12 protein-coding genes are annotated in these 14,550 nt (G+C 40.8%); 4 read left to right on the top strand and 8 right to left on the bottom strand.

Annotation, left to right across the window (positions count from 1 at the left end; translation table 11 throughout):
• Positions 1-79 precede the first annotated feature (79 nt).
• Complete coding sequence (locus E4635_RS10545; RefSeq protein ID WP_135526658.1) at positions 80-505, top strand: Rieske (2Fe-2S) protein; 426 nt, start codon at positions 80-82, stop codon at positions 503-505.
• A gap of 26 nt (positions 506-531) precedes the next feature.
• Here the strand turns inward: E4635_RS10545 and E4635_RS10550 are convergent, their stop codons facing one another.
• From E4635_RS10550 to E4635_RS10560, 3 genes are all read right to left on the bottom strand, one after another.
• Entirely contained in the window at positions 532-2,691 is a 2,160-nt protein-coding gene (locus tag E4635_RS10550) for a TonB-dependent receptor (protein ID WP_135526659.1), read from the bottom strand.
• A 207-nt stretch (positions 2,692-2,898) separates the two neighbouring features.
• Complete coding sequence (locus E4635_RS10555) at positions 2,899-3,651, bottom strand: UDP-2,3-diacylglucosamine diphosphatase (RefSeq protein WP_135526660.1); 753 nt, start codon at positions 3,649-3,651, stop codon at positions 2,899-2,901.
• A 130-nt stretch (positions 3,652-3,781) separates the two neighbouring features.
• Complete coding sequence (locus tag E4635_RS10560; protein ID WP_135526661.1) at positions 3,782-4,753, bottom strand: C1 family peptidase; 972 nt, start codon at positions 4,751-4,753, stop codon at positions 3,782-3,784.
• A 152-nt stretch (positions 4,754-4,905) separates the two neighbouring features.
• On the opposite strand from E4635_RS10560, the gene E4635_RS10565 reads away from it, so the two are divergent.
• On the top strand, positions 4,906-5,748 hold the full coding sequence (locus E4635_RS10565) for a hypothetical protein (protein WP_135526662.1): 843 nt from the start codon (positions 4,906-4,908) through the stop codon (positions 5,746-5,748).
• A gap of 32 nt (positions 5,749-5,780) precedes the next feature.
• Here the strand turns inward: E4635_RS10565 and E4635_RS10570 are convergent, their stop codons facing one another.
• The 3 genes from E4635_RS10570 to E4635_RS10580 form a co-directional block, all read right to left on the bottom strand.
• Complete coding sequence (locus E4635_RS10570) at positions 5,781-7,001, bottom strand: TCR/Tet family MFS transporter (RefSeq protein ID WP_135526663.1); 1,221 nt, start codon at positions 6,999-7,001, stop codon at positions 5,781-5,783.
• Between the two features lie 121 nt (positions 7,002-7,122).
• The gene (locus E4635_RS10575) at positions 7,123-7,653 is read right to left on the bottom strand and encodes a hypothetical protein (RefSeq protein WP_135526664.1); all 531 of its coding nucleotides are present in this window, start codon (positions 7,651-7,653) and stop codon (positions 7,123-7,125) included.
• A gap of 59 nt (positions 7,654-7,712) precedes the next feature.
• Positions 7,713-8,072, bottom strand: coding sequence for a DUF983 domain-containing protein (locus E4635_RS10580; RefSeq protein WP_135526665.1), 360 nt, complete (start codon positions 8,070-8,072; stop codon positions 7,713-7,715).
• Between the two features lie 79 nt (positions 8,073-8,151).
• On the opposite strand from E4635_RS10580, the gene E4635_RS10585 reads away from it, so the two are divergent.
• Both E4635_RS10585 and E4635_RS10590 read left to right on the top strand, forming a co-directional pair.
• Positions 8,152-9,024: an AraC family transcriptional regulator gene (locus tag E4635_RS10585; protein WP_135526666.1), complete on the top strand. Its 873-nt coding sequence runs from the start codon at positions 8,152-8,154 to the stop codon at positions 9,022-9,024.
• A 126-nt stretch (positions 9,025-9,150) separates the two neighbouring features.
• Positions 9,151-11,592 carry a T9SS type A sorting domain-containing protein gene (locus tag E4635_RS10590; RefSeq protein ID WP_135526667.1) on the top strand — a complete coding sequence of 814 codons (2,442 nt, stop codon included), beginning with the start codon at positions 9,151-9,153 and terminating at the stop codon, positions 11,590-11,592.
• Between the two features lie 75 nt (positions 11,593-11,667).
• On the opposite strand, the gene E4635_RS10595 is transcribed toward E4635_RS10590, so the two are convergent.
• Together E4635_RS10595 and odhB are read right to left on the bottom strand one after the other, a co-directional pair.
• Positions 11,668-13,218 (bottom strand): T9SS type A sorting domain-containing protein, encoded by a 1,551-nt coding sequence (locus E4635_RS10595; protein WP_135526668.1) that lies wholly within the window; start codon positions 13,216-13,218, stop codon positions 11,668-11,670.
• 79 nt (positions 13,219-13,297) lie between these two features.
• Positions 13,298-14,515 (bottom strand): 2-oxoglutarate dehydrogenase complex dihydrolipoyllysine-residue succinyltransferase, encoded by a 1,218-nt coding sequence (gene odhB / locus E4635_RS10600; protein ID WP_135526669.1) that lies wholly within the window; start codon positions 14,513-14,515, stop codon positions 13,298-13,300.
• Between the last annotated feature and the right edge of the window lie 35 nt (positions 14,516-14,550).

Consider the following 14,550-nt stretch of genomic DNA (forward strand, 5'->3'; position numbering starts at 1 on the left):
AATTTATTTGCTATTCCTATGCATTACAAAGTTAATTAAATTAAATTTGTTCTAAACAATTAAGAGTTATTTTTTTATTATGAAACAGTATTTATTTCTAGTGGTAGCTTTAATTGCTTTATCCTGTTCGAAGGACCGGGTGGTAAACAGTAATCCGTACTTGCAGAATGTTGGCTTTTCTAAAGAAATCAACACTAACCTGCCTTCTTACAACGGATTGCAGTTTCCTAGTAACCCTGTTTTGATAACAGATGCCGATGCAGGTATAAAAGGGATTATCGTGATGAAAGTCGGGACGAACGATTACAGGGCTTTTGAGGCGAGTTGCCCCAATCAGTACCCAAGCGATTGCTCAAGGATGACGATAAACGGCATTAATGCAAAATGCCCGTGTGAAAATTATGAATACAGTTTGTTCACTGGAGTTGGAAATGCACAATACCCTTTAAAGACTTATAGGGTAGAGGCAAACAGCGACGGAAGCATGCTGAGAGTGTATAATTAAAAAAGGAGCCCAAAAGGCTCCTTTTTTTAGAATTTCAGGGTAAGGCCGGCCAGTATATTGGCTCCCGCCTGCGGGTAATATCCGGCTCCTTCTATAGTGGTCACGGCCGGTGGGTTAGACCAGGTGTCGTCATAGGTGTAAAAGTATCCGTTTGAGATGTATTCCTTGTTTAGTATATTGTTGGCCAGTACGGAAATTACAATCGATTTGAAAACCTTTTTGGTTTCGATTTCATAGGTTATGTTCAGGTCATTGATGAAATAACTGTCTAATTTAGAAGATTCCGCGTCAATATTCCCCATAAACTGCTCTCCTATGAATTTCGACAATAATGAGATCTGCAACGGTTTCAGCGGTGAGAACGTTAGGATATTCCCGGCAATGATTTCCGGCGAAAAAGAAACATTTGTTTCTCCCAGGTTTTGTAAAACACCGTCACGCTGAAAATAGAAATCCTGGTTCCTGCTTCGGCTTATAGCCACATTCGGCTGGATGGACCACTGGTTGGAAAGCAGGAATTTCGCGTCAACTTCCAAACCTATCCTGTAGCTTTTCCCACTGTTTTCGGCAATTGGCGTCCCTACGTCGTTTAATGCCCCGGTCAGTACCAATTGATCTTTGTACAACATGTAATAAGCGTTTATATTCAGTTTCGCTTTCGCATTGGCAAAACGCCAGCCTAGTTCAAAATCGTTTAGTTTTTCAGGTTTTACGTTGCTGTTTTCAAAATCTTCCCTTTTGGGTTCGCGGTTCGCACGGGCATAGGAAAAATAGATATTGTTGTTTTGGTTGGGCGAAAAGGTCAGTCCGGCTTTTGGATTGAAAAAATCGAACGTTTCATTTACAAAATCCGGCTGCAGGCCATTGGCTTTGTAATTTACTTTCCGGAATTGGAGGTCACCAAAAACATTCAATTGTTTTAGCACTTGGTAATTGGCTTTGGCGAAAAAGTTCAAGTCGGTTTTTATACCGAAATCATCATAATAATGATCGCCTAATTCGCTGGTTGAAGCATAACGTGCCCAAATCACTTTCCCGAAATGCAGGCCTTCGTATTTGTTTGCGCCACCACCCAGGATGACAGCAAGTTTGTCGTTGGTGTAATTTGCAGAAAAAGTGGTGCCGTAAAAATCATTGTCCAGCCATTTCTGGCGGATCAGGTCGGTTGTGGTGCCTGGGCCCGCAGGAGTCATATTGTATTCGGTAAAATCAGCATCTTCCTTGTAATTTTCATAAAAACCTTTTCCTTTGGTGTAGTGGAAAGCCAGATTGGTGTTCCAGTTTTCGGAAATGGTTTCATTCCAATGCAACTGGTAATGGTCTTGTTGGTAATTATCGACTTCATTGTCATAAAAACGGGTGTTCCCGAATTCATCTGTATACATTCCTGCGGTATTGAAGGTCCTGTCGTTTTTTAGTTTTTCAGGATCTTCCAGTCCGTTCCAGGATTGATAGGTTATTTCTTTTCCGCCAAAAACCAACGCTTTGATCTTGGTGGTTTTACCCAGGTAAGAGCCTTGCAGGAAATAAGATTTCAAATTAGAGGAAGCCCTGTCGATATAACCGTCGGAATTGATTTTGGACAATCTTCCCGAAATCTCGAACTGGTCATTCATAATCCCCGTATTGAATTTGACGGTATGCTTGTGTGTATTGAAACTTCCGTAGGAATTTGAAATTTCGCCTCCCGCACGGGCACTGGTAGCTTCGGTTAGTACATTCAGGCTTGCTCCAAAAGCGCCTGCTCCATTGGTTGATGTCCCCACACCGCGCTGCAGCTGGATGCTTTCTGCCGAAGAAGCAAAATCGGGCATGTTTACCCAAAAAGTACCATGGCTTTCCGAATCATTGTAAGGGATTCCGTTGATGGTTACATTCACACGGGTCGCATCGCTGCCACGAACCCGGATACCGGTGTAGCCTACACCATTTCCTGCATCTGAAGTAGTAACAACCGATGGTAAAAAGTTCATCAGGACCGGGATATCCTGCCCAAGGTTTCGTTTGGCAATTTCTTTTTTGCCGAAATTTGAAAAAGTCACCGGCGTTTTTTCGTTGGCACGGACAGCCTGGACCATCACTTCTTCAAGATTCTTGGTTTTGGTGGAATCGGCCTGTTGCGAAAAAGCAACAGTGCCAACTAGCAGGCAAAGTGCTGCAATACTGGAATGGAATACGGTTTTCATTCGTAATAACTACGAATAAAAGGGGCAATTATTCTTTTTAAAATTAATAATGGTTAAGTTACAACAGGATAACAGAAGTTTCCTCTTGTATGCATCCCTTGGCAACATTACTTGCCCAGGTTCTTTGGGTATAATCTCAGCTCGTTATTTAGAGCACCCCTTTGAGACGGGGCAAAAATACTGTATTTTTTTCAGGAATGAAAAGAATTAATACTTTTTAAGTTCAAATGCATTCCCGTCGAAAACACCGTATGTAAAATAACCGATCCAATCGCCCAGGTTGATGTATTTTGAGTTTTCGTTCAATTGGATTTCCATAGGCAAATGACGGTGGCCAAAAACAAAATAGTCGTAATGCTTGCTTTCCAGTTTCCTTTTGGCATATTGTACCAGCCATTCGTTGTCTTCTCCTAAAAAACGTACATCTTCATCTCCTGAAATCAGTTTGTTCTTGACCGATAGATATTGGGCCAATCGTACGCCCAGGTCCGGATGCAACCATCTGAAAAGTGATTTGGAAAAAGGATTGGTGAATACTTTTTTCATGCGTTTGTAGCCTTTGTCACCAGGGCCGAGGCCATCGCCGTGGCCAATCAGGAATTCCTTGCCATTGAAGGTGAATTCTTTTGTGGTATGGTAAACAGGAATGTTGAGTTCTTTCTGGAAATAATCGTCCATCCATAAATCGTGGTTGCCTACAAAAAAATAAACGGGGATGCCGCTGTCACGGATTTCTGCCAGCTTGCCCAGTACCCTTACAAAACCTTTCGGGACAACCGTTTTATATTCGAACCAGAAATCAAATAAATCACCCAATAGGAAGATAGCTTCGGCGTCCTTTTTCACTTCATCAAGCCAGGCCACAAATTTTTGTTCCCTTGGGAAACTGGCTTCCGGTGTGGGAGCACCCAAATGCTGGTCGCTGGCAAAATATATTTTTTTGGAAGGGGAAAGTATCATCTTGGTTTTATTTGTTCCAAAGATAAGAATTGTTCCCTTAATTTACAGTTTCTTTCCTATAGCAAAAAAGCCTCAATTAAGAGGCTTTTTTCAGTTCTGAGATTAACTTAACCGAAATTACATAACAAAACTATTGTGCTGTATTGGCGGCGGCATTAGGAAGGATACATCCCATCCAATTGAAAGCCCCTCTGGCAATATTGTCGTAAGTAACATAAAAATAACCGCTGCGCCCCCAAGATGCTCCCCAGGAATTCAAAACTTTAAACTGACGTGTCGCATCATCGTAACCTACTATGCAAACGCAGTGACCTCCCTGACGGGATCCGTACAGGCTTGACCAAACATGGTTGTATAATCGAATATCATAGAAACTCTGGTTCACATCAAAACAGGCGGCAACTGGGTAATTCTGATTTAGGTAGTATTTAATGTCGTTTACGTTGGTGGTGTTTACGTTAAACCATCCGCTGGATTTCCTTCCGGCTGCCCATGTCCTTTGTTGTGTAGTCGGTTGCGTGTAACATCCGCCGGATACGTAAGGCATTTGGGAATTACTGCATTGCCCCTGGTTTTTAATTAGGTTCATCGCGTCATTCGGATACGAACCCGCGCCGCAATTCCCCAATTTAATCTGGTTGTATACATAGGCTGCACTTCTCAAGGCGCCACCCCAGTTTGATTGGTGCACGGTATTGTTAATATAACGAGTGATTCCGTGGGCGGCATATCCGATACCCCATCCTACACAGGAACCTTCATTACCCTGGTCTCCCACAGGAGGCAACGGAACATATTTTGAAGCAGCGGCTTGTGTGGAAAAGGCATCTCTTTGTTCTGCCGTGCTTAAATCAGGACGTAATTCGGCGATTTTTGCCTGGTATTCGGAAGGAGACAGGAATTTGATGCTTTTCAGGTAGGCCTCAGAAAACGGCTCACATCCGTATCTTCCTTTGTCTAAGAGATTTACCTTTCCGTCCATTAATTTTTCCTGATCCGGCGTGTTATCTGTCTTTTCGTTTTGACACGAAGTCAAAATAAGTGCCCCAAACAGGGCGAGCCCTATTTTTCTGGCCCACGATTTTAAAAGGTTTTTTTTCATAAATTTGGGTTTTAGTAGTTAAAAATTTTAATTATCCAAAAATATTGTTAAAATTTGCAATATTTATTGTTAAAGTGAACCACATCTTTGACTTATCTTTACCACAGATATTTTGGTGAAGTTTGGATAAACTCTTAATCGCTTATTTGAGTATGGAAAACATTATTGAGGAATTAAAAAAAGGCATACTGAAGGCTCCTGCGGTTCTTAATAGTTCTCTGGTGAGCGTTAAAATCTGGAAGAGGGCCCAGTACATCATCCTTTCTGAAATTATTTCTGAAAGTTTGTCTAAATCCGCATATCTCCAGGGTGCCCGGAAACACGAATTGGGGACAACAATCTCCAGTACGACGCTCCATCGGATTTTCACCAATGATTATTCCAATTCTGAAAATTCGGATTTGCGGTTTTTGAAAACGCTCGATAAATTGGCCATTTTTATCGGATACACATCTTTAAATCATTTTTTGTCCAAAGAAGCCATTGCCCAGGAACTGGAACTGGCGGCGGCTGCAGAGACCAACAAGAATGAGGAACTGCTTGGTGATTTCGAAAAATTGATTACGCAGTACTGCCAGGAAGAATTCAATAGTTTGCTTAAACTTCCTGAGGTTGATTTGGGGAATTTGTCCCATTTTATTTTTGAAGACGGCCCGCTAACGCAAAGGATCCATGATTTGATCAGCCAGATAGCCCAATTGGGTTATCAGTTAAATACGATGAACAACCGTTCCAATTTTGAATTGTATGATTTTAAAATATGCTCTTTAAACGACACCCTGGCTGTTATTACCGCGCAGGAATTCTGGAACCTGGATTTCCGGGACGATGACGGGAATTTCCGCAATGCCTACAGCCATGTCAACAAGCAGACGTATTTTATAAAGAAACAGCACGGTATCTGGAAAATCTGGGACAACCACAATCCGGACTATAAGACGATCATTAATGATATGTCAGAGAATATGAGAAAGCACATAAAAAATCCCGTTTGATCGAACGGGATTTTTTTATAGTAAAGAATAGTTTAGTGCATGTGGTGTTTTTTTAACGAAAAATAAGCAATAATAGTACTGGCCAGCATTAAAATCCCTCCTAAAACAAAAGGCGCTCCGGCAAATAAAAAAGGCGCTTCCTTGTGTGTGAAATAATAAAATATCATAGACATCAAAGGCGGACCAATAATGGAAGAAGCACTCATCAAGCTGGTTAAGGTTCCTTGGATTTCTCCTTGTTCAGTAGGAGGGACCTGCGTGGAAATAATAGCCTGTAAGGCCGGCCCGGCAATACCGCCAAGGCAATACGGGACCAGGAAAGCAAACATCATCCATCCTTCTGAAGCAGAGGCAAACAAAAACATGCCCAGGGTATAAAGGGCCATGCCCAGATAAATGCTTTTTTCATTGCCGACTTTCGGATTAATCCAACGAATTAGGCCTCCTTGTACGATACCTACCAGCAATCCTATGATTCCCAGTGATATCCCTACCATTCGCTCGTCCCATTTAAATTGGTACATCGTAAAATAACTCCAATTGCTCTGTACCGCATGGCCTGCAATATAAAGTAAGAAAACGGAAAGGATCAATCCGATCAGTTTTGGATGTTTTTTGAGGTTTATAAGAGCACCGACAGGATTGGCCCTCTTGATATCGAAAGGCCTTCTGTGGCTTTTTGAAAGGGATTCGGGTAAGATAAAATAACCGTATAAAAAATTGACCATACATAAAATAGCAGCTGCATAAAACGGGACCCTTGCACCGTATTGCCCTAACAATCCGCCAATAACCGGCCCGATAATAAAGCCTAAGCCAAAAGCAGCTCCTATCATCCCAAAATTCTTCGCCCTGTTTTCTGCGGTACTTACATCGGCTATATAGGCCGAAGCTGTGGTGATGCTTGCTCCCGTTATCCCGGCAATGATACGTCCCACAAAAAGCCATGTAATTGATGGTGCAAAAGCCAACAGCAGGTAATCGAGTGAGAAACCCAGCAATGAAAGCAATATTACAGGCCTGCGCCCGTATTTGTCGCTTAGGTTTCCAATAATCGGTGCAAACAAAAATTGGGTAATCGCATATGCAAAAGTCAGCCAGCCACCATATTTTGCCGCTTCGCTTATATCGCCCTGGATTAATTCTTCAATTAGTTTGGGAATAACCGGGATAATAATGCCCCAGCCGGTAATGTCAATTAGCAAGGTGATGAATATGAATCCTATGGCTGCCTGCTTTTTTTCTTTTTTCATGATTTTTTCGGCTTATGCTTTCATTTTACAGGCGAAAACGGTTCGGATTCACCACTGGTTATAGTTTACAAATAAACAAAAAAAACGTGTAGGATTTTAACTATGTTTAAAAACAGGTTTTTTAGTTAGTCAAAGCCTGTAAGGCCGATGCCAATTCGTCTTTCACTATCTGAATGTTCCGTCTTAAATGAAAGTAGTATAAAGAAGCAAGAAGTATGATTAAAATTACCATGACAAGCGGTTGAACTAATGTATAATGTTCGTCGGTCAGGCCGAATAAACCTAAAAGAGAAAAAAATACAACCGCAAAAAACATCACAGCAGCGAAGGAAAAATACACTATCGAAAATAGATCATCCGCCTTGATCTCAACAGTAATTTTGGTTTTGTTGCCTTCTTTGGTAAAAATTCCCTTTACAGGGATTGAGATGACTTTTTTGTTTTTGCTCAGTATAGTGCTTTTCAATTTGAACCCATTTATGCCGACAGTTCCTTTGAAATTGTTTTCGCTGCCGGGGCCAAATAAGGAAAAGGGTTGTGAATCTTCAGGATCTATAATTTCTGAGAGTCTTTGGGTAAAATCAGTAACATTCAAGGGTATGATAAAGGAATGATTTTCCCTGAACTTAAGCTTCAGAAGGACAGTTTGCATTTTGTTTTTTTAAGAAGGTAAAATTACAAAAAATCTTTGCTGGTTATGCTGTACAGATACTATATCTTTTTATTCGGCCCGTCAAGCAAATACATCCAAAGCATCCGGGACAGCCTGAAATTGAAAGGGCTTCCCAATACGGTTATGATTCCCATCAAAACCAGGATGGTCACAAAACTATCTACGACTTGGCTGGCCAGGAGGAAAAAAACAATCATTTCGGCTACAATCAAAGCATAACTCACAAACATGGAACCAAAAAAATAGCCGGGTTCTTTTTCAAATTTATGATGGCAATGTGTACAATTGGTATTCATTTTCGGCATTTGCAACAGCAGGATATTGCCTTTTTTGGTAAACACTTGTCCTTTGCCACATTTAGGACACTTTTCCCTTAAAATATTTACTAGAGTTGACATAACTTATTTTTATACAAATTTCGGGACTTATTCGGCGTTGGCTATATACTATTTTCACAACTATTTGTACTTTTAGGACATGAATAAGTATACGGTTTTACATATCAGGGAATTTGAATCAGGAGTACAATCGAAGGAATTTTATTGTAATTCGATGGAAAGCCATTTGATTTCCGGCCATAAGAACATCCACAAGCCTCATCGGCATAATTTTTATGTGACAGTACTTTTTACCCGTGGTTCTGGCATCCATGAAATTGATTTTGTGAGGTATCCGGTAAAGCCCGGAAGTATTTTCTTCCTTAATCCCGGGCAAATGCATCATTGGGATTTATCCGAAGATATCAGCGGCTATGTCTTTTTTCATACGCAGTCTTTTTACGACCTTCATTTTACCCAAAACAGACTTGCGAATTTTCCCTTTTTTTACAGCGTCCAAAATGAGCCTGTCCTGTACCTTGAACCGCCGCATTATAGTTATTTTACTTCTCTTTTTGAACAGATATACACCGAAAACCAATCCAACCGGGTTTTTAAAATGCAAAAAATCAAAAGCCTCATAGACTTGGTTTATACGGAAAGCACGCGTTTTTATATTGGAGATGAACCTGTGGAAGAAAGCAGGCAACATCCCTATTCCGGCAAATTCCGGGAATTGGAACAACTTGTGGAACAGTATTTTAAAGAGCAGAAATCGGCTTCGTGGTATGCGGAAAAAATCCATGTTTCGCCCAAGCACCTCAATCGGATTTCCCGGGAAATGGTTGGTAAAACAACCACCGATATTATCCTGGAGCGGGTTTTCCTGGAAGCCAAGCGCGAACTCATTGCCCGTAAATTCAGTTTTTATGAAATTGCCGATGATTTAGGATATGAGGATTATGCTTATTTTTCGAGGTTATTTAAGAAAAAATGCGGGCAGACACCTTCGGAGTTTGTAAACAGGTATTAAATTTCCAGGCATTCGTGCTTCTTTGCAATGCTTAACAGATTGACTGTCATATTTTAACAGACTTGCTGTCTCTTCCTGTAGTATTTTTTGTATTTTTAGCATCAAAATCAACCAAAAACACTATTTATGACAAAAAAATACCTCTTAAGTTTACTATTCTTTTTATTTTTCTTTGCTTCGGAAGGAGCAGAGCTTTGTATTCCGCCTTCGGGATTAGGAATTAGCAGTGTTACGGGGACTTCGGCCAATATTTCCTGGATTTCTCCGGGAACTGAGACCCAATCGGAAGTGCTGGTTATGCCTTTTGGCTCGCCTGCACCTACCGTAAACGCGTCAGGGATTATTGTCGCTACTACGATATATACAGTTACAGGATTAATCCCTTGTACGACTTATTCGGTTTATGTGAGGACTATTTGTGGCCCTGGAAATGTAAGTGTATGGGCCGGGCCTTTTACCTTTTCTACTGGTTCTGCGATGATTTGCACAACCACAATGGAGGGTAATTCCATGACTACGGTCATATCTGGCGGGATACCTCCTTATAGCTTTAGCCTGAATGGGGGAGCTGCAATACCGTGTGGAAATACTTTTACAACGACGGCAATACCAGGGAACAATGTGATCCAGGTAACAGACAGCATGGGATGTTCTTGCTTGAGTACGGTTAGTACTCCCAACACTTTTTCGGTGACTATTTTCCCTGGATCGGGTTTTTCTCCGAACGACTTGGTTGCAGTTGTCACGGGTGGTGTGGCACCTTTTACTTACCAATGGGGACTCAATGGTGTTAGTATTCCCGGGGCTACAGGAGCGACAATCAATGCTTTTGGTATGTCTGGGGTTTTTAATGTAATGGTAACGGATGCTAATGGGTTCATGGTTACAGCAACGTTTGTTGTGGGTGAATCCAGCACACCTGTTGCAAACGATGATGTGATGACAATTTACCAGACGGATAGCAATATTGCAATTTCACCAGGATCTGTGCTTAACAATGATTATTGGGGAAGTGCTGTCGGTATACCTCAAATGACTGCATTGGTTATTCCACCCGGTTTTGTTTTAAACCCTGATGGTTCAGTAAGCGTCTTGTCAGGGACACCTGCGGGAGTCTATACCTTGGTTTATCAATTGTGTGCTAATCTTTCCCCTACAATGTGCGATACGGCAAATGTGGTTATCACTATTGTGAACGAAGGAATTCTGATGAATGCGTTTATTGATTCCAACAATAATGGAACCCAGGAACTTGGCGAACCTGATTTTACCCAGGGGCAATTTGGTTTTGAGGTGAATGACAACGGAACAGTCAATTATGTGACTTCGTCTAACGGGGAATACATAATTAACCAATCCGATCCGGCAAATTCGTATGATTTAAGCTATACCATCAATCCTGAAGTGTCTTCACAATATACGTTGGCAACATCTTCCTATAGTAATGTAAGCATGCCCTTGAATTCAGGGATCCAGGTATATAATTTCCCGATAACCCAAATGCCATACCATGATTTGGCAGTAGCTGTTTTTCCTGGTGGAGCACCGCCAAGGCCCGGTTTTATCTATTACAATACGATTATGTTTCGCAATAATGGGAATCAGGCGATTGCTTCGGGAACAGTGACTTTTATCAGGGATAATGCAGTTGTTATTGTGAATGTTTCCCCAACTCCTAGCACTACAAGTGCTACCGGTTTCACATATGATTTTACTAATCTATTGCCGGGTGAAGTAAGGTATTTGAATGTTGGAATGCAGGTCCCAACCATTCCTACAGTGGCATTGGGCGATGTCTTGACCAATAATGTTTCGGTTAGTATCCCTGCTGGAGATATCCATATTTCCAATAACACAAATGCGCTGTCTCAAACAATAGTGGGTTCTTATGACCCGAATGATAAATCGGAAGCTCATGGAGGAAAAATCGTTTATTCGGATTTTACACCCAACGATTATTTAACATATACCATTCAGTTTGAAAATACCGGGACCTTCAATGCCGAAAATGTTAATATCATAGATGTCCTGGATGAAAAATTGGATGAAACTTCGGTAAAAATGCTTCACTCAAGCCATGGTTACATCCTGAAAAGAAGGGACAATGAGCTTAGCTGGAGTTTTATCGGTATTGATTTGCCTCCATCCGTAGCCAATACAACAACTGGAAAAGGGTATGTTGTTTTTCAAGTGAAGCCAAAAGCCGGTTATATCGTTGGGGACGTTATCCCGAATGTTGCTGATATTTTCTTTGATTTCAATCCGCCAATCGTAACCAATACCTTCAATACGGAATTTGTAAACAGCTTGGATGTTGCTACGTTTGACAATACTTCTTTTGTAACGTATCCAAATCCAACTTCAGGCCTTGTTACGGTTTCTTTACAAAACAGTGCCGGGATTATTGATAGCGTAACTATTAATGATGTTTTAGGGAAAAAGGTTCAATACGATGTGATTGGCAAAGCGACGGCTCTACTGGATCTGTCCAAACTTTCCCAAGGTATTTATTTCCTGAAAATCCAATCGGAAGGCCAGGGAAAAGTGGTGAAAGTAGTGAAACAATAAAAATGAATCTTACTAAAAAATCCCGTCTTACTAACTAAGACGGGATTTTTTTAGTAATAGGGATTATGTTGAAAATTATTCAATGATTATTTTTTTTACACAAATTGGCGAATCGCCTTCTATTACTTGTGCAGTATAAATACCCTTTTGAAGAAAATCCAGGTTTATATAATTTTTGAATCCAGTATTCTTATGCACTAACTTGCCGGTTGCATCGAAAACTTCAATTGTTTTAGATTCGGTTATTTTATAATTCGTAAAAAATTCATTTCGTGGGCTGGGATTTGGATATAATTTCACAAAATCGCAATTGTTTCCTGCAATTGGCATATTCCAATCAATAGTGCTCAAATTACCTGAAGTATCTGGAGAAAGTTTAAAAAGCCAAAGATTAAAATTTGTGTTTGATGGGTTATTCACATCATGATCATAAGAAGATGAGCTATTGGCAATAACATATTCGTTATCATTATCGATGACAAAACCTCTGGCAGTATCACCGACAGAACCTCCAAAAGCTTTCTGCCAGATGAGGTTTCCTGTTTCAGAGATTTTAAATATCCAAGAGTCCGATGCGCCATGGATACTGATGCCATTATCGTTAGATGAAGTGTCTCCGGCAAGTACCAAGGAATGGTCGTTTGTTTCTTTTACTTCGGCAACATGTTCATATTCAGTGCCTCCAAAAGTATTTTCCCAAAGTAAATTGCCCGTTTCGGATGACAATTTTACCACCCAGGCATCGTCATTTCCATGATTATAAGCTACATTTCCCGAATATGATGATGATCTTGTTTTTCCAACACAAATTAAATTTCCATCATACGTAATTATTGTTTTCACGGATTCGTCATAACCGTTTCCTCCATATTTCTTATCCCAAAGGACAACGCCGTTTTTGTCAATTCGGACGATCCAAAAATCACTCAATCCGTTTCCTCCCTGAGCATAACTATACCCTGAAACAATTGAATCGCCATTAGATAGCAATACTATATTATTAAAATATTCCGAATTAACGGTTCCATAATTTTTTTTCCAGAGAATATTCCCGGTAGGATCCAATTTGAGCACCCAACCATCACTTCCTCCAAGGTTTCCTCCAAAGTTTACATTAAAAGTCCCGCTTTCCGATTCGGAATAACCAGCTAACATATAACCATCTGGTGTTTCAACAATACCTTTGAAAGTTTCTGTTCCGGAATATAGGCCTGCAAAAGTTTTGCTCCAAACGATATTCCCTAAACCGTCTGTCTTTACGAGCCGGGCATCATAGCCTGTATTGCTCTTGTATACAGATCCTAAAAGAATAAGGCCTCCATCAGAAGTTTCTTTTACAGTATAACCGACTACATCCGTATTGGTTTCACCATAATTTTTCTGCCAAAGCATATTTCCATTAGGGTCTAATTTTACCAGCCAAGAATAGGTATCTGAATTATAAAATTGTTCCCCTAATTGCCTGTAGCCAAAAGAAACATAGTTGCCATCAGCAGTTTTAATCAAATCGAAAGGCTGATCGAGAAATGTACCTCCGTGGATTTTAGACCAGTTGATTGTCGGAGTTTGTGAATGTAAGGCCAGGCTGCTAATGAGAAATAATAAATAAAAGTACTTTTTTGCCATAGAAATGATTATTGCTATTGATTATAAAAAAATAAGGGTGTTTAAAGCACCCTTATTTTTTATGTATTTGATTTTTGGATTATAATTCCAAAGCTTTTTTAGGATTGTTGTCCATTAGGATTTCTACAGGATTTTCCAAAGCTTCCTTAACCGCAACAAGGAATCCAACTGACTCACGCCCGTCAATGATCCTGTGGTCGTAAGATAAGGCAACATACATCACAGGGGCAATAACGATTTGTCCGTTTTTAACCACCGGCCTGTCTACCACATTATGCATTCCTAAAATACCGGATTGCGGAGGGTTGATAATTGGAGTGGATAACATACTTCCGAAAACACCACCGTTAGAGATTGTAAATGTTCCGCCTGTCATTTCATCAACAGTGATCTGACCGTCACGTGCACGGATGGCCAAACGTTTGATTTCGGCTTCTACACCTCTGAATGTAAGGTTTTCAGCATTTCTCACTACAGGTACCATCAATCCTTTAGGGCCTGAAACGGCAACTGAAATATCACAGAAATCATACGATATTTTTTCCTGTCCGTCAATCATCGAATTCACATCCGGGTATAATTGTAACGCGCGGGTTACCGCTTTGGTGAAGAATGACATAAATCCTAATCCCATTTGGTGTTTGGCTTTGAAATCTTCTTTATACTGATCGCGTAAGGCGTAAATGGCAGACATGTCTACTTCATTGAAAGTAGTAAGCATCGCTGTTTCGTTTTTGGCAGAAACAAGACGTTCTGCAACTTTACGGCGCAGCATCGATAATTTTGTCCTTTCCGAACCTCGGGAACCACCAGTTGGCGTACCCATAGACGGTACTGCATTGACAGCGTCATCTTTTGTTATTCTTCCGCCTTTTCCTGTACCAGTGATTTCAGTAGGCTGGATGTTTTTCTCATCTAATATTTTTCTTGCCGCCGGTGACGGTGTGCTGGTAGCATAGGTTGTCGCCTGAACAGGAGCTGTTTTCGGAGCTTCCGCTTTTGGGGCTTCCGGTGCTTTTTCCTCTTTGGCTGGAGCAGCTGCCGTACCTTCCGGTTTGGCTCCGTCCGTATCAATTAAACAAACTACGGCACCTACGGCTACCGTATCGCCTTCTTCTGCTTTAAGGGTAATGATCCCGCTCACTTCTGCAGGCAGTTCCAACGTCGCTTTATCGGAATCAACCTCGGCGATAGCTTGGTCTTTTTCTACATAATCTCCGTCTTTTACTAACCAAGTAGCAATTTCTACTTCTTTGATCGATTCCCCAGGTGATGGGACTTTCATTTCTAAAATCATAGTATATAATTTTATATGGTGTTGTTATTATCTGG

This window comes from Flavobacterium humi (assembly GCF_004745595.1).
GTDB classification, from domain to species: Bacteria; Bacteroidota; Bacteroidia; order Flavobacteriales; family Flavobacteriaceae; genus Flavobacterium; species Flavobacterium humi.